This window comes from Delftia lacustris (assembly GCF_040267515.1).
In the GTDB taxonomy this organism is placed as follows: Bacteria; Pseudomonadota; Gammaproteobacteria; order Burkholderiales; family Burkholderiaceae_C; genus Comamonas; species Comamonas tsuruhatensis.
Genome location: NZ_CP141274.1, coordinates 686,303 through 703,072, shown reverse-complemented (window position 1 = coordinate 703,072; position 16,770 = coordinate 686,303). Strand labels below are relative to the sequence as shown.

The 16,770-nt window shown below is 68.9% G+C and carries 14 protein-coding genes; 10 read left to right on the top strand and 4 right to left on the bottom strand.

Going from position 1 to position 16,770, the window contains the following annotated elements; translation table 11 throughout:
* Window positions 1-88: 88 nt before the first annotated feature.
* On the top strand, window positions 89-1,063 hold the full coding sequence (locus tag U6958_RS04690; RefSeq protein WP_074923344.1) for a tripartite tricarboxylate transporter substrate binding protein: 975 nt from the start codon (window positions 89-91) through the stop codon (window positions 1,061-1,063).
* A gap of 154 nt (window positions 1,064-1,217) precedes the next feature.
* Here the strand turns inward: U6958_RS04690 and U6958_RS04685 are convergent, their stop codons facing one another.
* A complete protein-coding gene (locus U6958_RS04685; protein WP_074923353.1) occupies window positions 1,218-2,078 on the bottom strand; it encodes a creatininase family protein in 861 nt (286 codons plus the stop codon).
* Window positions 2,079-2,107: 29 nt separating this feature from the next.
* Window positions 2,108-3,085, bottom strand: coding sequence for a tripartite tricarboxylate transporter substrate binding protein (locus U6958_RS04680; protein WP_016449278.1), 978 nt, complete (start codon window positions 3,083-3,085; stop codon window positions 2,108-2,110).
* A 215-nt stretch (window positions 3,086-3,300) separates the two neighbouring features.
* Between U6958_RS04680 and U6958_RS04675 the strand changes: the two genes are divergently transcribed.
* The 4 genes from U6958_RS04675 to U6958_RS04660 all read left to right on the top strand — a co-directional run bounded on the left by U6958_RS04675 (window position 3,301) and on the right by U6958_RS04660 (window position 8,297).
* A complete protein-coding gene (locus tag U6958_RS04675; RefSeq protein ID WP_074923345.1) occupies window positions 3,301-5,571 on the top strand; it encodes a protein-disulfide reductase DsbD in 2,271 nt (756 codons plus the stop codon).
* A gap of 191 nt (window positions 5,572-5,762) precedes the next feature.
* Window positions 5,763-6,296, top strand: coding sequence for a hypothetical protein (locus U6958_RS04670; RefSeq protein WP_074923346.1), 534 nt, complete (start codon window positions 5,763-5,765; stop codon window positions 6,294-6,296).
* 233 nt (window positions 6,297-6,529) lie between these two features.
* Window positions 6,530-7,801 carry a Na+/H+ antiporter NhaA gene (gene nhaA / locus U6958_RS04665; protein WP_074923347.1) on the top strand — a complete coding sequence of 424 codons (1,272 nt, stop codon included), beginning with the start codon at window positions 6,530-6,532 and terminating at the stop codon, window positions 7,799-7,801.
* Between the two features lie 28 nt (window positions 7,802-7,829).
* Window positions 7,830-8,297 carry a CoA-binding protein gene (locus tag U6958_RS04660; RefSeq protein WP_016449274.1) on the top strand — a complete coding sequence of 156 codons (468 nt, stop codon included), beginning with the start codon at window positions 7,830-7,832 and terminating at the stop codon, window positions 8,295-8,297.
* Window positions 8,298-8,551: 254 nt separating this feature from the next.
* Here the strand turns inward: U6958_RS04660 and U6958_RS04655 are convergent, their stop codons facing one another.
* Entirely contained in the window at window positions 8,552-9,385 is an 834-nt protein-coding gene (locus U6958_RS04655; RefSeq protein ID WP_026062563.1) for a GNAT family N-acetyltransferase, read from the bottom strand.
* A 307-nt stretch (window positions 9,386-9,692) separates the two neighbouring features.
* Here U6958_RS04655 and U6958_RS04650 point away from each other — a divergent pair, with 307 nt between their 5' ends.
* Complete coding sequence (locus U6958_RS04650) at window positions 9,693-11,525, top strand: methyl-accepting chemotaxis protein (RefSeq protein WP_017406066.1); 1,833 nt, start codon at window positions 9,693-9,695, stop codon at window positions 11,523-11,525.
* Between the two features lie 42 nt (window positions 11,526-11,567).
* On the opposite strand, the gene U6958_RS04645 is transcribed toward U6958_RS04650, so the two are convergent.
* Window positions 11,568-12,386 (bottom strand): IclR family transcriptional regulator, encoded by an 819-nt coding sequence (locus U6958_RS04645; protein WP_404997198.1) that lies wholly within the window; start codon window positions 12,384-12,386, stop codon window positions 11,568-11,570.
* Between the two features lie 149 nt (window positions 12,387-12,535).
* Here U6958_RS04645 and U6958_RS04640 point away from each other — a divergent pair, with 149 nt between their 5' ends.
* The 4 genes from U6958_RS04640 to U6958_RS04625 all read left to right on the top strand — a co-directional run bounded on the left by U6958_RS04640 (window position 12,536) and on the right by U6958_RS04625 (window position 16,701).
* Window positions 12,536-13,501 carry an MBL fold metallo-hydrolase gene (locus U6958_RS04640; RefSeq protein ID WP_043790848.1) on the top strand — a complete coding sequence of 322 codons (966 nt, stop codon included), beginning with the start codon at window positions 12,536-12,538 and terminating at the stop codon, window positions 13,499-13,501.
* A 134-nt stretch (window positions 13,502-13,635) separates the two neighbouring features.
* Window positions 13,636-15,327 carry an FAD-dependent oxidoreductase gene (locus tag U6958_RS04635; protein WP_074923349.1) on the top strand — a complete coding sequence of 564 codons (1,692 nt, stop codon included), beginning with the start codon at window positions 13,636-13,638 and terminating at the stop codon, window positions 15,325-15,327.
* 31 nt (window positions 15,328-15,358) lie between these two features.
* Entirely contained in the window at window positions 15,359-15,625 is a 267-nt protein-coding gene (locus U6958_RS04630; RefSeq protein WP_013800326.1) for a DUF2783 domain-containing protein, read from the top strand.
* 104 nt (window positions 15,626-15,729) lie between these two features.
* Complete coding sequence (locus tag U6958_RS04625) at window positions 15,730-16,701, top strand: tripartite tricarboxylate transporter substrate binding protein (RefSeq protein WP_074923350.1); 972 nt, start codon at window positions 15,730-15,732, stop codon at window positions 16,699-16,701.
* Window positions 16,702-16,770: the final 69 nt, after the last annotated feature.

Genomic DNA, 16,770 nt, shown 5'->3' with positions numbered 1-16,770 from the left:
TGCGCCAGGGCATAGCAGCCAGAACACGGGCGATCTGGGCCGGCCTGCGCTTTTGCGCCACACTGGCCGGCCAGGAGACAAAAGACCCATGAACAAACGCCGCTTCACGCGCAGCGCCCTGGCCTGCGCGGCCCTGCTGCTGGCCGCCATCACCAGCCAGGCACAGCCCCTGTCGAACAAGCCCATCCGCATCGTCGTGCCCTTTGGCGCAGGCGGCGTGGCCGACGTCACCTCGCGCGTCGTTGCGCAAAAGCTGGCCTCGCAGCTGGGCCAGCCCGTCATCATCGACAACAAGCCCAGCGCGGGCGGCATCGTCGCAGCCGACACCGTGGCCAAATCCGCACCTGACGGACACACGCTGTTCCTCATGTCCAACGGCAGCGCCGTCACCGTGGGGCTGTTCAATCAACTGCCTTTCGACATGGTCAAGGACTTCACGCCGATTTCCACCCTGGGCTACTTCGACATCGGCGTGCTCACCGCAAGCGACTCGCGCTTCAGGAACCTGGGCGAGCTGGTGGCCTGGGCCAAGGCCCACCCCGGCAAGCTCAACATCGGCAGCATCGCCATCGGCAGCACCCAGCACCTGGCGGCCGAACTGTTCAAGACCACGGCCGGCATCGACGCCCAGATCGTGCCCTTCAACGGCACTCCCGCCGTGGTCACGGCCCTGCGGGGCAGGCAGATCGACGCGGCCGTGGAAATCCTCACGCCCATCATGGGCCAGATCAACTCCAAGGCCGTCAACCTGCTGGCCATCACCGGCGACAAGCGCTCGGCCCTGCTGCCCGGCGTGCCCACGGCCCAGGAGTCAGGCGTCAAGGGGTTCGTCGCCTCCTCCTGGAACGCCCTGGCCGCCCCCGCCAAGACCCCTCCGGAAATCATCGCCCGCCTGAACAAGGAAATCGCCGCCGCCGTGAACTCCCCCGAAGTCACGCAGAAACTGCGCGAAATGAACGTCCAGGCCCAACCCAGTACGCCCGAGCAGACCGCGCAATTGCTGCAATCGGAAATCAAACGCTGGGGCGACGTGATCGTCCAGGCCAAGATCCCGAAACAGTAAAAAGGGCCGAGCGCAGCGAAGGCCCGCAACAACTCCCCGTATGTCAGCGCAGGTGGCCCCGCAGCGCAGCGAAGGGGTCGCGGACAGTCGGCCGCCGGGCCGAGACCCGGCCTCGAAAAACCACCACCCGGCAGGGTCCAAAAAAGGCCCAAAACTAAAGAGGCTCCGGCGCCCTTCCCACAGTATCCGCAGGCAGCGCAACCATCTCGGACAACAACCGCACCAGCCCCCGAGCCGAAGCCTCCACCATCAAAGCCCCCCGCTCGGCCGTGGCCCCCGCAGCATTCCCCACAGCCCCGCAAACGTTGTAGTCCTCGATGGCCCAGCCCATCTTGGCGCTTCGCCCGTTGCCCAGCAAGGCATGCCGCTGCGCCCTATCCTCCGAAGTGGAATGAAAGTCCCGCGCATGCTCCATGCGCACGGTCTCCGGCGCCAGGTGCAGCATCATCGATGTCTCCACCTCGCCGCCATGGATGCCGAAGCGGTGCTCATGCGCGCTGAACTGCGCATTGGCCGCATCGTCCACCAGGCCGAACCAGCTGCTGCTGTAGACCAGCAGGCCGTGGCGCATGCGCAGCTCGCGCGCCACGATGTCCATCACGCTGACCTGGCCGCCATGGCCGTTGAGCAGCAGCAGCCGGCGCACGCCGGCCCGCGCCACGCAGGCGCCCAGTTCGGTCCAAAGCGCGATCACCGTGGCGGGCGACAGCGTCAGCGTGCCGGCAAACGATTGGTGCTCCACGCTGAAGCCGATGTTCTGCGGAGGAAGAAAGAGCACGGGCAGGTCGGCCGGCAGCAGCGGCAGGGCCGCATCGATCACGCCCTGCAGCAGGCGGGCATCGACGGACAGCGGCAGGTGCGGCCCATGCTGCTCCACGGCGGCCACGGGCAGCACCGCCACGGTTTCCGCGGCAAGCCCCGCCTGGGCCAGCGCGAAATCGCGCGCCGATACTTCGGCCCACCAGCGCGATGGCCAGGTACCGAGGGACGTGTGTGGAGGCGGGGAGCTTGGCATGGCCATGATCTTAGCCCCCGCCCCGCGTCTCATTCGACCTTGAAGTTGGATTCCCTGACGATGCGCTTCCAGCGCTCGTTGTCGGATTCGATCAGCCGCGCGAACTCCTCGGGCGTGCCCCGGCGCGGCACATAGCTGTAGCTGCGCAGCTTGGCCAGCACGTCGGGCATCTGCATGACCTTGTCCATCTGCTGCGCGAGCTGGGCCACGATGTCGCGGGGCGTGCCCTTGGGCGCGAGCAGGCCCGACCAGGAGCTGAAGCCCATGCCGTCCACGCCGGCCTCCTTGATGGTGGGTACCTGGGGAAAGACTTCGGCGCGCTGGGGCAGCAGCACTGCCAGGGCCTTGACCTTGCCCGTGCGGATCATCTCCACCGAGGTGAAGGAGTCGAACGAGAAATCCACCTCGCCCGCCACCACGGCCTGCATCTGCGGCGCCGTGCCCTTGTACTGGGCGTTGACGATGCCCGGCGCGCCAATCACCTTCTTGAACTGCTCGGTGATCAGCGAAATCATGCTGCTGCCCGAGGACACGCTCAGCGGCTTGCCCTGTTTGGCCATGTCAACCAGCTCCTGCAGGCTGTTCACGGGCAGGTCCTTGCGCGCAATGAGGACGAAGCCCACGTCGCACAGATGGCTGATGGGCTCGAAGCTGGCCAGCGCCTCGTAGCTGGTCTTGTAGAGCACCGGGCTCAGGGTCTGCGCGCCCGCCGTGTTCATCAGCAGGGTGTAGCCGTCGGGCGTGGCGCGCGCGGCCAGTTCCGTGCCGATGACGCCGTTGGCACCGCCCTTGTTGTCCACCACGAAGGACTGGCCGGTCAGCTCCCCGAGCTTTTGCATGGCCAGCCGCGCCACCACGTCGGTGGTGCCACCGGCGGGAAAGGGCACGATCACGCGCACGGACTTGTCGGGATAGGCAGCGGCCGCGCGCGCGTGCTGCGGCAGCCCCCAGGCGGCGGCCGCTGCCGCGCCGGCGGCCAGGAATTGGCGGCGAGATGTCTCCTGCATGGCTTGTCTCCTTGTGTTGCTCTATCCCGGATGGGTGGCCGGTCCATGATGGGCAACGGACCTATCGCCTGTCCAATACCAAGCGCCTATGCAACGATATCTTTTGCCAATCGTCTTGCAACAACGCACAGAGGATTCCATGGCGCATGGCCGCTACCATCGCCGCCTGTAGCCAGGGGAACCAAAGATCCCGCCCCGGGCTCCCATAGTCCGCCATGCCACTCCAAACGCCTCCTCGCCACACCGCACCCCAGCGCCTCGCCTTCTGGCTTCTTGCCTTCCTTCTGGCAGCCTCCAGCCTGCTGGCCTTCCAGGCCGGCGCGCAGATCCGCCTGAAAACCGGCAGCGGGGCGGCAGCGACCGTGGACACGCCGCGCGTGCGCGCCGAGCTCGTGGCCCAGGCGCCCGAAGGCGTACAGCCTGGCCAGACACTGTGGCTGGGCCTGCTGATCACCCACCAGCCCGAATGGCATACCTACTGGAAGAACGCCGGTGACTCCGGCCTGGCCACCGAGCTGAACTGGCAGCTGCCTGCGGGCCTGACGGCGGGCGAGATCCAGTGGCCCGTGCCCGAGGCGCTGCGCGTGGGCCCGCTGCTCAACTACGGCTATGAGGGCCAGGTGCTGCTGCCCGTGCCCGTGCAGGTGGCCCCCGACTTCAAGCCGCCCGCGTCCGGCATGCTGGACCTGCGCCTGCATGCGAACTGGCTGGTCTGCCGCGTGGAGTGCATTCCCGAGGAAGGCGATTTCCAGCTGCAGCTGCCCGTGCAGGGCAGCACGGCAGCCCAGGGTCAGGCCTTCACCCAGGCCTGGGCGCTCAAGCCCCAGGCACTGTCCGCGCCGGCCCAGGCCAAGGTGGTGCCGGCCAGCCAGCCTGCCGCACAAGGCAGGACGCCCGACGAGCGCGTGCAGCTGCGCATCGAGGGCCTGCCGGAATCCCTGCAGGGCCGCACGCTGGACTTCTATCCCGAATCTTCCGACACCTTCCACCACGCGGCCGAACTGGGCAAGGACTGGCAGCAGCATTGGGACGGCACAGCCTGGGTGGCCGAACTGCCGCTGTCCGACATGCGCGGCGACACTCCGGCCAAGCTGCCCGTGGTCCTGGCCCTGCCGCCCGCCGAGCGCGCCGCAGCGCTGGAGCAGGGCCAGCCCGTGGCCTGGCGCGCCGAGGCCCCGGTCGAGGGCCGCTGGACGGCTGCCGCCATGGCCAGCGTCTCGCCCGCACTGGCCGCTGCCCTGGCGGCCAACCAGGCCGCTGCGCCTGCCGCCAGCGCCACCAGCCTGTGGATGGCCTTGCTCGGTGGCTTGGTGGGTGGACTGATCCTCAACCTCATGCCCTGCGTCTTCCCGGTGCTGGCCATCAAGATCCTGGGCTTTGCACGCCATGGACAGGACCGCCGCGCCCAGCGCCTGGGCGGGCTGGCCTATACGGCGGGGGTGGTCCTGTCCTTCCTGGCCCTGGGCGGGCTGCTGCTGGCGCTGCGCGCGGCAGGCGAGCAGCTGGGCTGGGGCTTTCAGCTGCAGTCGCCGGCCATCGTGGCCCTGCTGGCAGCCCTGTTCACCCTGCTGGGCCTGAACCTGGCAGGCCTGTTCGAGTTCGGCTCCATGCTGCCCGGGCGTTGGGCTGCGGCGCATGCGCGCCACCCGGTGGCCGATGCCTTTCTGTCCGGCGTGCTGGCCGTGGCCATTGCCTCGCCCTGCACGGCGCCGTTCATGGGCGCCTCGCTGGGCTTTGCCATCGACATGCCGGCCCTGCAGGCGCTGACGGTGTTCGCCGCCCTGGGCCTGGGCATGGCCCTGCCCTATCTGCTGGCCAGCTTCGTTCCCGCCGTAGTGCGCTGGCTGCCACGCCCTGGCGCCTGGATGGACACTTTCCGCCGTGCCATGGCCTTTCCCATGTTCGCCACCGTGGTCTGGCTGGTCTGGGTGCTGGGGCACCAAAGCGGCATCGACGCTGCCACTGCGCTGCTGGCCCTGCTGCTGGCCTTCAGCGCCCTGGTCTGGACGCTGACGCTCAAGGGCCGCACGCGCGCCGTGCTGGCCACGCTGGCCGTGGTGCTGGGGGGCGCGCTGCTGGCCACCACCGCACCGCTGATCGCCACACCTGCCCAGGCGGAGGGCACGGGCATGGCGTCCGCTGCAGGCCAGCGCTGGCAGCCCTGGTCGGCCGCCCGCGTGGCCGAGCTGCAGGCGGCGGGCAAGCCCGTGTTCGTGGACTACACGGCCGCCTGGTGCGTGACCTGCCAGGTCAACAAGCGCACCACGCTCAACCATGAGGAGGTGCTGGCCGCCTTCGACAAGCACGGCGTGACCCTGCTGCGCGCCGACTGGACGCGGCGCGACCCGGCCATCACCGCCGCGCTGCAGCAGCTGGGCCGCAGCGGCGTGCCCGTCTATGTGCTGCATGCGCCGGGCAAGCCGCCGGTGGTGCTCAGCGAACTGCTGTCCAAGGGCGAGGTGCTGGGGGCGCTGGCCGCGCTTTGACGGCACCCCCTCCTGGGACAAACCCCGATTTTGGGTAGGTGCAAGACCTACATCTGTTGCAGTGCACGCCGTCCTAGACTGGATCCATCCGGGGAATACCGCAATCCGAACGCTAGGCGCCGCGGCTGCCGCCCGACTCCGGACCCGCCCGCGCGGCAACTGCCCGCCCTGCACGACACAGGAGGTGGGCCATGCATGCACTGATCACCCATTCGCACCCTTCGGGGGTGCACCATCGTTCACGCGGCAAGGGATTGCTGCTGGCGCTGGGACTGGCCAGCCTGGCTGTGGCGGGGATCGTCCTGCCCTTTGTCTGGGACCTGCTGGGCTTCGTCAACGGATTGCCCAAGATGGGATGGCTGCAGTCCATCCTGGCGGTCTCGCCGGTGTTCAGCTGGCTGATGATGTTCGCCTGGGGCCTGGCCGTTCCCGTGGCGCTGATCTATGCGCTCTACCACCCGCAGACCCATCCCTGGGGCAATGCCGCCATGGTGGCGGGCGCCATGCTGGTGGCCATCACCTGGTACGTGCACATGCCGGCCGCATCGCAATGCACGGCCATGTATCCGCAGACCGGCATGGCCTGCTCGGTGCTGCAATGGGGCTTCAGCATGAGCCTGGGCGTGGCTACGGCGGCCTATGTGTTCCTGGTCTTCATGATTGCGCTGTCCTCGCTGGGGCTGCTGGCCGAATGCGTCTCGCGCAACGAACCGCCCAGGCCCTGAATCCGCACGGTCTTGCGCAAGAGTCCCGGCCGCCGATTTTTGCCGCCGGGCCGCCCCAAGGCAAAAAGCGGCCCCCTCGGGGGGCAGCGGACCTTGCGCAGCAAAGGGAGTGGGGGCTTCTTTTATAATGGCGGCTGGGTGTCCAGACCGCACGGGGCGGCAGGACAGGTGTTTTCAGCGCAGGTCGGGCCGCCTGCGCACCGGGGCTGCAAGGCCCCTTTGCTGCTTTGCACATGAACACCTACACGACCCCGCGGCCGTCCGGCCCGCGCACGCCCCTTTTCCTGTCTTTCGCCGATCGCGTCGGCGCCTTCCTGTCCCGCTGGTCCCATGCCGAGGCCGCGGGCGGCATCGTGCTGCTGCTGGCAGCGGCCGCCGCCCTGGTCTGGGCGAACTCCGGCTGGGCCGGCTCCTACGAGGCGCTGTGGCACACCCCGCTGAGCCTGGGCCTGGGCCCGTGGCAGCTGTCGCAACCCCTGCATTTCTGGGTCAATGATGCGCTGATGAGCGTGTTCTTTCTCGTGGTCGGCATGGAGATACGCCGCGAGATGCATTCCGGCGCACTGGCCCGGCCGCGCCAGGCGCTGCTGCCCGTGATGGCCGCGCTGGGCGGCGTTGTGGCGCCGGCCCTGATCTTCCTGGCCTTCAACGCCGCGCCGCCGCTGCGCAATGGCTGGGCCGTGCCCACGGCCACCGACATCGCCTTTGCCATGGGCGTGCTGGCCCTGCTGGGCCGGGGCCTGCCGCCCGCGCTGCGCGTGTTCCTGCTGGCGCTGGCCATCATCGACGACCTGGTGGCCGTGCTCATCATTGCGCTGTTCTATTCGGGCGGGCTGCAATGGAGCCAGCTGCTGGTGGCCGCCGCCGGCCTGGCCGGCGTGTTCCTGCTGCAGTCGCTGGGCGTGCGCCGCGCCTGGGCTTATGTGCTGCCGGGCGCCGTGCTCTGGTGGGGCATCTGGCAGACCGGCGCCCATCCGACGCTGGCCGGCGTGGTGCTGGGCCTGGTGACGCCCGTGCATGCGCTGGCCGGCCGCGAAAGCGCCGCGCCCGTGGAGCGCGTGCAGGCGGACCTGCATCCCTGGGTGGCCTTTGGCGTGATGCCGTTGTTTGCGCTGGCCAATGCCGGCGTGCCGCTGCAGGGGGCGGGCACCGCTGGCATCGATGCGGCGGGCACCTCGGCCGTGATGTGGGGCGTGGCCCTGGCCCTGGTGCTGGGCAAGCCGCTGGGCGTGCTGCTCAGCTGCTGGCTGGCCGTGCGCCTGCGGCTGTGCGCGCTGCCGCCGGGCATGGGCTGGGGCGACACGCTGCTGGCAGGCCTGCTGGCAGGCATTGGCTTCACCATGGCCATCTTCATCGCCACGCTGGCCTTTGACAGCGAGGCCCTGCTCAATGCCGCCAAGCTGGGCGTGCTGTTGGCCTCGGCCACGGCCGCCGTGCTGGGGCTGGGCTGGGGGATGGTGCTGCGCCGGCGCCATGCTGCGGACGCGACAGCCCTGCCCGCCTGAACGGCAGGCGCTGCGTACACTGCGGCGCATGAGCGATACAGCAACAGACTCCCGCCTGCGCGACATCCTCGTGCAGTGCCGCACCCTGGCCGTGGTCGGCCTGTCGCCGCAGCCCGAGCGGCCCAGCCACCAGGCCTCGCAGTACATGCAGCGCCACGGCTACCGCATCGTTCCCGTGAACCCCGTGGTGGCACGCGAAGGCGGAAGCATCCTGGGCGAGCCCGTCCATGCCAGCCTGGCCGACGCTGCGGCCGCGCTGGACGCACAGGGCCTGCGCATCGACATGGTCGATTGCTTCCGAAAGAGCGAGGACATCCCGCCGCTGGCCGCCGAGGCCGTTGCCGTCGGCGCGCGCTGCCTGTGGCTGCAATTGGGCGTGGTCAACGACAAGGCCCTGGAACTGGCCCGCGCTGCGGGCCTGTGGACCGTGCAGGACCGCTGCGTGAAGATCGAATACCAGCGCCTTCTGGCCGATGCCCCGCCCACTGCCCGGTAACTCAGGAATTGCCCATGAAAAAGGCCGCAGCCCCGAAGAGGCTGCGGCCTGCAATTGGCGTGGACCAAGGCCCGGTCAGTCCGGTGCAGGTTACCTGCCTCCGTCCGGGTGTCTGCTTCAGCCCACATCCAGCATCATGCACGGTCTTTGTGACAGCCCTGTGATGCACATCACGGTCCGGCCCATTGCACAAGAAGCCGGCTCCGCCCTCTCTTTCCGAAAATTCCCAATTTCCCCAAAACGCTGCGACGGCCTCAGCCGCGCCGCGTGAACAGGCGCAGGTAGCGCGAAGGCAGGTCCTGCATGCGCATCATGATGGGCAGGTCGGCCGTGTTGAAGTCGCTGTCCCAGGCCGGCGCGCCCAGCACCTTGGCCCCCGTGCGCAGGTAGCCCTGGATCAGCGCAGGCGGCTCCACGCTCATGCCACTGGTGCTGACGGATGCCAGCTCCTCGGGCAGGGCCACGCGGGGACGCACCTGCAGCTCGGGCTCGGCCAGATGGGTCTGGCGCAGTTGCTGCCAGACGCGCGCCGGGCCCTCGCCATGGGCCAGGCCGGGGTACTGCATGGGGATGCTGGCGCAGCCGACCATGGCGTCGAGCCGGTTGCGCTGCATGAATTCGGCCAGCGCGCCCCACAGCGCCAGGATCACGCCGCCCTGGCGGTGCGATGCATGCACGCAGCTGCGGCCCAGCTCCACCATGCGCGGGCGCCAGGCGGCGAGCGGGCCCAGGTCGAATTCCTGGTCGGAGTACAGGCCCCCGGCGCGCAGCGCCTGGGTGGGAGTGAGCAGGCGGTAGGTGCCGATGACCACGCCCTTGTCGGCATCGCAGACCATCAGGTGCTCGCAGAAATCGTCGAAGGCGTCGATGTCGTGCCCGGCCAGCGGGGTCTGCAGCACGGCGCCCATCTCGGCTGCGAACACCGCGTGGCGCAGGCGCTGCACCTGGCGCACCTCGTCGAGATGGCGGGCCCAGCGCACATCCAGCCGCAGCGGTTTGTCCGCGGCCTGGGGTGGCTGGAGAAGCGCGGAAAGCGGGGGCTTGGCGATCTCGATCGCCGCGTTGCGAAGGGTGTCCAGAACGTCCATATGCCCGCCTTCCTCGTCATGTTGGACGCAGTCGGTGACCTGCCTGTGCCACTCGGTTTGCCTGCGTGCCGCCATTGTGGAAAGCCGCCATGAAAGTCCCGCGACGGTTGCGTTACAGCAACATGTCACACCGCACTGCAATGGTGCACTGCAGCAAATGCCTCTATGACAGGTGTTGCGCGCAAGTTGGTGCACGCCACCACAGGGTTGGCATGTCGTCAAAAATGAAACAAATTGTGCGTTAATGACAGGGCCGCATGCCCGGCCATTGCGGCTTGCGGAGTCCTCAGTCTTCCCTTGCCGCGCCATGCTCCAGACCCTTCGCTCCAAGATCCTTGCCATCAGCACAGCCACCGTGGTCGGCGCCCTTGCCATCACGGGGGCTGCCACGTACCACATCGTTCGCGGCAGCACTTTCCAGACCATTGAACAGGACCTGGACGCCATCACCGCCGGCAACACCATGGCCATCGACCAGTGGGTGGCCTCCAAGGCACGCGCCGTCAGCGCCGCCGCCGCCGTGATCGAGCACGGCGACCCGCAGGGCTTTGCCGCCCACATGGGCCAGGCCAGCGGCTTTCCCATCACCACGGTGGGCTGGGAAGACAAGACCTACAAGTCCACCACCAGCACTCCGCCCGACTACGACCCCACGGCCCGCCCCTGGTACAAGAGCGCCGTGCAGGCCGGCAAGCTGGCCCTGACCAAGCCCTATGGCGACTCCACCACGGGCGTGCCCTATGTGGCCTTCGTGGCGCCCATGCTGCGCGGCGGCGCGCTGCAGGGCGTGATCAGCGGCGCCGTGCCGCTGGAGGGCGTGCGCGAGGTGGTCTCCGCCATCCGCCCCACGCCCGGCAGCCTGGGCTTCGTGGTCAGCCGTGACGGCCAGGTGCTGGCGCATGCCGATGCCAAGCTGCTGCTCAAGCCCACGTCCGACATCTCCGAGCTGCTGACACCGGCCGCGCTGACCGCGCTGGCCAGCGCCACGGCGCCGCTGGAAGTGAACCTGGGCGGCAGCGCCAAGCTGCTCAAGGCCCGCCCGGTGCAAGGCACGGACTGGCTGCTGGTGGTCGCGCTGGACAAGGCCGAGGCCACGACCGGCCTGCAAAGCGTGCTCAAGACGCTGGCCATCGCCATCGTGCTGCTGGCCTGCCTGGCCACGGCCGTGGCGGCGGCGCTGACGGCCCAGTCCTTCCGACGCCTGTCCCAGGTGCGCGACGCCATGGACAAGATCGGCTCGGGCGGCGGCGACCTGACGCAGCGCCTGCCGGTGTCGGGCAATGACGAAGTGGCGCAGATCGCCTCGTCCTTCAACGGCTTCGTCGAGCAGATCGGCACCGTGCTCAAGGATGTGCGCAACGGCGTGGAGTCCATGAAGACCGCCACCGACGAGATCAAGCTGGGCAACCTGGACCTGTCCAACCGCACCGAATCCTCGGCCAGCAGCCTGCAGGAGACCTCGGCCTCGCTGTCGCAGCTGACGGCCAATGTGCGCCAGTCGGCCGAGGCGGCCGCCATGGCCACGCGCCTGGCGCAGTCGGCCAGCAGCTCGGCCACCAAGGGTGGCGACGTGGTGGGCAGCGCCGTGAGCACCATGGACGACATCTCCCGGGCCTCGTCCAAGATCGGCGAGATCATCGGCGTCATCGACGCCATCGCCTTCCAGACCAACATCCTGGCGCTCAATGCCGCCGTCGAGGCCGCCCGCGCCGGTGAGCAGGGCCGGGGCTTTGCCGTGGTGGCCTCGGAGGTGCGCAGCCTGGCCCATCGCAGCGCGGCGGCCGCCAAGGAGATCAAGACCCTGATCGACGCCTCCGGCGCCAGCGTGGCCATGGGCACGGAGCGCGTGCGCGCGGCCGGCCAGACCATGGGCGAGATCGTGGACGGCATCCAGCGCGTCTCCCAGATCATTGTCGAGATCAACGGCGCCATGACCGAGCAGAGCGTGGGCATCGGCCAGATCAACCAGGCCGTGGCCGACATGGACCGCGCCACGCAGCAGAACGCCGCGCTGGTGGAGGAGTCCACCGCCGCATCGTCCGTGCTCAACGAGCAAGCCCACCACCTGTCGCGCACGGTGGCCGGCTTCACGCTGGAAGGGCGTGCACCTGCCCGGGACCAGTTGCTGCTCACGCACTGAGCCTTGACCAAGCGCCACTGAACCCCACCGGGGGCTGCGCGCTCAGGCCTGGGCCGGCGCTCCCAGGCGCTGGGACAGGCTGCGCGCCTGGGCCTGCAGCAGCCGGGCCGGCCGGCCCTGGGGGTCCAGATCCAGCGTGGCCGAGGGGCCGATGGCGGCAATGGCCAGCACCAGCTGGCCAAAGCCGTCGAACACCGGCACGGCCAGCGCGCTCACGCCTGACAGCAGCTGGTTCTCGACCCGGCTCAGGCGGCTGGCGCGGATGGCGGCCAGCTCCTTTGCAAAGGCGGGCTCCTCCAGGCTGTGGCCTTCCGCATCCAGCAGGGGCGCAATGCGCCCGGGCTCGCCAAAGGCCGCAAAGATCTTGCCCGTGGCCGTGTGGCGCAGCGATGCGGGCGTGCCGTGGCGCATGGCCACATAGACATGGGTGGGCCCCTCTTCCACGCGGATGATGGTCGGCCCCTGGCCGCTCCACATGGCAATCGACACCGTGCTGCCCACCTCCTGCGCCAGCGCGGGCAGCTCGGCGATCGCCAGGCGCACGGGATCGGCCTGCTGCAGGCTGATCAGCCCCATCTGTATGGCCAGCGGCCCCAGGCCGTAGTGGCCGCTGGCGCGGTCCTGCTCCATCAGGCCCAGTTTGCAAAAGCTCACCAGGTAGGGGTGGGCCTTGGCCGCCGTCATCTCGGCCTCGCGCGCCAGATCCTTGAGCGCCATGCGCCGGCCCGTGCGTGCCAGTGCCTTGAGCAACTGGCCGCCGACTTCCACGCTCTGGATGCCGCGCGGGCCGCGCGCGGGCTCGTCATCGCTGCTGTCAGGAAGGAAGATGGGGCTGTTCGGGGAAGAGGCGGCATCGGACATGGCAGGCATTGTGAAGGCTGGAACCCGGAGTTTGCGGCTCCGAGGGTTTTTCACTATGCCAAACGAATTGTTCAATGTTGAATTTTTCCCTAGCATTCAGGCATTCGATAAAAACAAATGCGTTTGTCCATTTCAAAAGCAGGATGCCCATGACCACCAAGACCTTTGCCTCCGCCGCCGACCTCGAAATCAAGCAGGTCAGCTTCGACAAGCTCTCCGAGCACGCCTACGCCTACACGGCCGAGGGCGACCCCAACACCGGCATCATCATTGGCGACGACGCCGTGATGGTGATCGACACCCAGGCCACGCCCGTCATGGCGCAGGACGTGATCCGCCGCATCCGCGAGATCACCGACAAGCCCATCAAGTACGTCACGCTGTCGCACTACCACGCGGTGCGCGTGCTGGGCGCCTCGGCCTTCTTCGCGGAAGGCGCCGAACACATCATCGCCAGCCAGGACACCTACGACCTCATCGTGGAGCGCGGCGAGCAGGACAAGGCCAGCGAGATCGGCCGCTTCCCGCGCCTGTTCCAGAACGTGGAAAGCGTGCCCGACGGCATGACCTGGCCCACCCTGACCTTCACCGGCAAGATGACGCTGTGGCTGGGCAAGCTGGAAGTGCAGATCCTGCAGCTGGGCCGCGGCCACACCAAGGGCGACACCGTGGTCTGGCTGCCCCAGGACAAGGTGCTGTTCAGCGGCGACCTGGTGGAGTTCGGCGCCACGCCCTATGCGGGCGATGCCTACTTCCAGGACTGGCCGCACACGCTGGACGCCATCGCCGCCCTGCAGCCCGAAAAGCTGGTGCCAGGCCGGGGCGCCGCGCTGCAGACGCCGGCCGAGGTGCAGGCCGGCCTGGCCGGCACGCGCGACTTCATCAGCGACCTGTGGACCGAGGTCAAGGCCGGCGCCGACGCCCAGCAGGACCTGCGCAAGGTCTACGAGGCCGCCTTCGCCAAGCTGCAGCCCAAGTACGGCCAGTGGGTGATCTTCAACCACTGCATGCCCTTCGATGTGACCCGCGCCTACGACGAGGCCTCGGGCCATGCCGACCCGCGCATCTGGACCGCCGAGCGCGACCGCCAGATGTGGGAAGCGCTCGAAGGCTGAACCACGGCGGCGTGCCGGTCCTGAGTACCGGCACGCCTGCCCATCGCACCCGCCCGCGCACCGGCATTCCCTGATGCCGGCGGGGATGGCTGCGCCTTTTCTCTCTCATACGCCCACGACAGAGGACGAACCCCATGTCCCACCCCGCCATCTCCCTGCAAGCGCTGCGCGGCAGCGGCGCAGACATACAGGCCATCCACATCCCCTACGAGCGCCATGCCGACCAGGACGCCGGTGCGGACACGCCCGCCCGGCATCCCGTGGTCATCGTCGGCGCCGGCCCCGTAGGCCTGTCGCTGGCCATCGACCTGGCCCAGCGCGGCCAGCGCGTGGTGCTGCTGGACAACGACTGCCGGCTGTCCACGGGCTCGCGCGCCATCTGCTTTTCCAAGCGCACGCTGGAGATCTGGGACCGCCTGGGCGTGGGCCAGGCGATGGTGGACAAGGGCGTGTCCTGGAACCTGGGCAAGGTCTTCTTCAAGGACCAGCCGCTGTACCGCTTCGACCTGCTGCCCGAGGACGGCCACGAGCGCCCGGCCTTCATCAACCTGCAGCAGTACTACGCCGAGGCCTACCTGGTCGAGCGCGCCCTGCAGCTGCCGTTGATCGACCTGCGCTGGCACAGCAAGGTCACGGCGCTCGAGCCGCAGGCCGAGGGCGCGCTGCTGACCGTGGAGACGCCCGACGGCAGCTACCGCATCGATGCGCAATGGGTCCTGGCCTGCGACGGCTCGCGCTCGCCGCTGCGCGGCCTGCTGGGCCAGGAAAGCCATGGCCGCATCTTCCGCGACCGCTTCCTGATCGCCGACGTGAAGATGCACGCCGAATTCCCCACCGAGCGCTGGTTCTGGTTCGACCCGCCCTTCCACCCGGGCCAGAGCGTGCTGCTGCACCGCCAGCCCGACGATGTCTGGCGCATCGACTTCCAGCTGGGCTGGGACGCCGATCCCGAGGAAGAGAAAAAGCCCGAGAACATCATTCCCCGCATCCGCGCCCTGCTGGGCAAGGACGCGCCCTTCGAGCTGGAATGGGCCAGCGTCTACACCTTCGCATGCCTGCGCATGGACCGCTTCGTCCATGGCCGCGTGGTCTTCGCGGGCGACAGCGCCCACGGCGTCTCGCCGTTTGGCGCACGCGGCGCCAACAGCGGCGTGCAGGATGCCGAGAACCTGGCCTGGAAGCTGGACCGCGTGCTGCGCGGCCAGGCCGATGCCTCGCTGATCGCCACCTACGGCGCCGAGCGCGAATACGCGGCCGACGAGAACATCCGCAACTCCACGCGCGCCACCGACTTCATCACGCCCAAGAGCGAGATCAGCCGCCTGTTCCGCGACGCCGTGCTGGACCTGGCGCGCGACCATGAATTCGCGCGCCGCATCGTCAACAGCGGGCGGCTGTCCGTGCCGGCCACGCTGCATGGCTCGGCGCTCAACACGCCCGACACCGACACCTTCGACGGAACGCAGCTGCCCGGCGCCGTGCTGGCCGATGCGCCCATGCGCCGGCCCGGCGCAGACGGCACGGCCTGGCTGCTGCGCGCACTGGGCCCGGACTTCACGCTGCTGCACTTCGGCCCCACGCCGGCCTGGGCGCAGGCGCTGCCCAGCGTGCTCAACCTGTCCATCGCGGCCGAGGGCGAGGCCCATGCACCAGACGCCGACCTCATCGATGCGCGCGGCCTGGCGGCCAGACGCCTGGATGCACGCCCCGGCACCAGCTACCTGCTGCGGCCTGACCAGCATGTCTGCGCCCGCTGGCGCCGCCCCGACGAGGCCGGCGTGCGCGCCGCGCTGCAAAGAGCCTGCGGCGCCGCCGCCACGGCCTGAACCTCTTACGCCCCATCCACAGGAGACCGCCATGCTGCTGTCCACCCACCCCAACCTGCAGGCCTGCGACGATTTCTACGAAGCCCTGATCGCCACCCACCAGGGGCTCGACACCGCGCAAAGCCATGCCCTCAATGCCCGCCTCGTGCTGCTGCTGGCCAACCACATCGGCCACCAGGGCACCTTGCTGCATGCGCTCGAACTGGCCCGCGCCAGCGCAGGACTTGCGCCTGCCGGCGCGGACCCGGCCGAGCGCGGCGCCGTGACACCGGTCGCCCCGGTGCACGCGGCCGCCTGAAGCCGCGCGCCGCCGCCCGTGCGGCGGCCTGCCATCCCCACAAAGGCGCCCGCCTCACACCTTGGACATCTCACAAGGGCGCCGCATACAACATGGAGACAAGGATGCAACGCAAGCAGTTTCTGGCCGCACTGGCCTACTCGGGCCTGGCCCTGGCCGCAGGGCCTGCCGCCCTGGCACAGGACAAGCCCCTGGAATGGGTCGTCGGCTATGCGGCCGGCGGCGGCTCGGACGTGGTCGCCCGCGTCATCGCCGAAGCCATGGGCCGCAACATGGAGCGGGTCATCGTCATCAATAACAAGCCCGGCGCAGGCACCAACATCGCGGCCGAGTACAGCGCCCGCTCGCGCGACCACGGCAACCTCATGTTCACGGCCGACTTCGCCACGCTGGCGGCCAACCCCTTCCTGTTCAGCAAGCTCAACTACAACGCCGAGCGCGACTTCAAGCCCGTGGGCATGCTGGTGCGCTTTCCCATGCTGCTGGTGGTCAACAACGAGGTGCCCGCCACCAACCTCGCCGAATTCCTGGCCTGGGCCAAACAGCAAAAGACCGGCGTGAGCTGGGGCTCGGCCGGCCTGGGCAGCCCCCACCACCTGGTGGGCGAGCTGTTCCGGGAGCAGGCGGGCCTCACCAACATGACCCATGTGCCCTACCGAGGAGCGGCCCCTGCCGTGCAGGACGTGGTCGGCGGCCAGATCCCTGCCATGTGGGCCGACAGCGCCACCATCATTCCCTTCCTGAGCGAGAAAAAGCTCAAGGCCATCGGCGTGGCCAGCCCTGCGCGCGTGGACGTGCTGCCCCAGGTCGCCACGCTGCAGGAGCAGGGTCTGAAAGGTTTCGAGGGCTATGCCTGGCAGGGCATCGTCGTGCCCACGGGCAGCTCGGCCGAGGTGGTCAAGAAGTTCAGCCAGTCGTTGCAGCAGGCCCTGGCCGACACCCGCACCAAGGCACGCCTGGCCGCCATGGGCGTGGAACCCATGCCCGGCAGCGCCGAGCAGATGGGCCAGTTCGTGCGCGCCGAGCGCGGCAAGTGGGGCCGGGTGATCGCGACCAACAACATCAAGCTGGACTGAGCGCCACGCTGCAGACGCAAAAAGGCTGCCGGTCCGGCAGCCTTTTTCGTTGTGGCTGGGGGTTGCGTC

Excerpts from the sequence above, each read along its gene's own strand:
- U6958_RS04690 (WP_074923344.1), top strand. The coding sequence starts at position 89 with ATGAACAAACGCCGCTTCACGCGCAGCGCCCTGGCCTGCGCGGCCCTG.
- U6958_RS04685 (WP_074923353.1), bottom strand. The coding sequence starts at position 2,078 with ATGCCAAGCTCCCCGCCTCCACACACGTCCCTCGGTACCTGGCCATCG.
- U6958_RS04680 (WP_016449278.1), bottom strand. The coding sequence starts at position 3,085 with ATGCAGGAGACATCTCGCCGCCAATTCCTGGCCGCCGGCGCGGCAGCG.
- U6958_RS04675 (WP_074923345.1), top strand. The coding sequence starts at position 3,301 with ATGCCACTCCAAACGCCTCCTCGCCACACCGCACCCCAGCGCCTCGCC.
- U6958_RS04670 (WP_074923346.1), top strand. The coding sequence starts at position 5,763 with ATGCATGCACTGATCACCCATTCGCACCCTTCGGGGGTGCACCATCGT.
- nhaA (WP_074923347.1), top strand. The coding sequence starts at position 6,530 with ATGAACACCTACACGACCCCGCGGCCGTCCGGCCCGCGCACGCCCCTT.
- U6958_RS04660 (WP_016449274.1), top strand. The coding sequence starts at position 7,830 with ATGAGCGATACAGCAACAGACTCCCGCCTGCGCGACATCCTCGTGCAG.
- U6958_RS04655 (WP_026062563.1), bottom strand. The coding sequence starts at position 9,385 with ATGGACGTTCTGGACACCCTTCGCAACGCGGCGATCGAGATCGCCAAG.
- U6958_RS04650 (WP_017406066.1), top strand. The coding sequence starts at position 9,693 with ATGCTCCAGACCCTTCGCTCCAAGATCCTTGCCATCAGCACAGCCACC.
- U6958_RS04645 (WP_404997198.1), bottom strand. The coding sequence starts at position 12,386 with ATGTCCGATGCCGCCTCTTCCCCGAACAGCCCCATCTTCCTTCCTGAC.
- U6958_RS04640 (WP_043790848.1), top strand. The coding sequence starts at position 12,536 with ATGACCACCAAGACCTTTGCCTCCGCCGCCGACCTCGAAATCAAGCAG.
- U6958_RS04635 (WP_074923349.1), top strand. The coding sequence starts at position 13,636 with ATGTCCCACCCCGCCATCTCCCTGCAAGCGCTGCGCGGCAGCGGCGCA.
- U6958_RS04630 (WP_013800326.1), top strand. The coding sequence starts at position 15,359 with ATGCTGCTGTCCACCCACCCCAACCTGCAGGCCTGCGACGATTTCTAC.
- U6958_RS04625 (WP_074923350.1), top strand. The coding sequence starts at position 15,730 with ATGCAACGCAAGCAGTTTCTGGCCGCACTGGCCTACTCGGGCCTGGCC.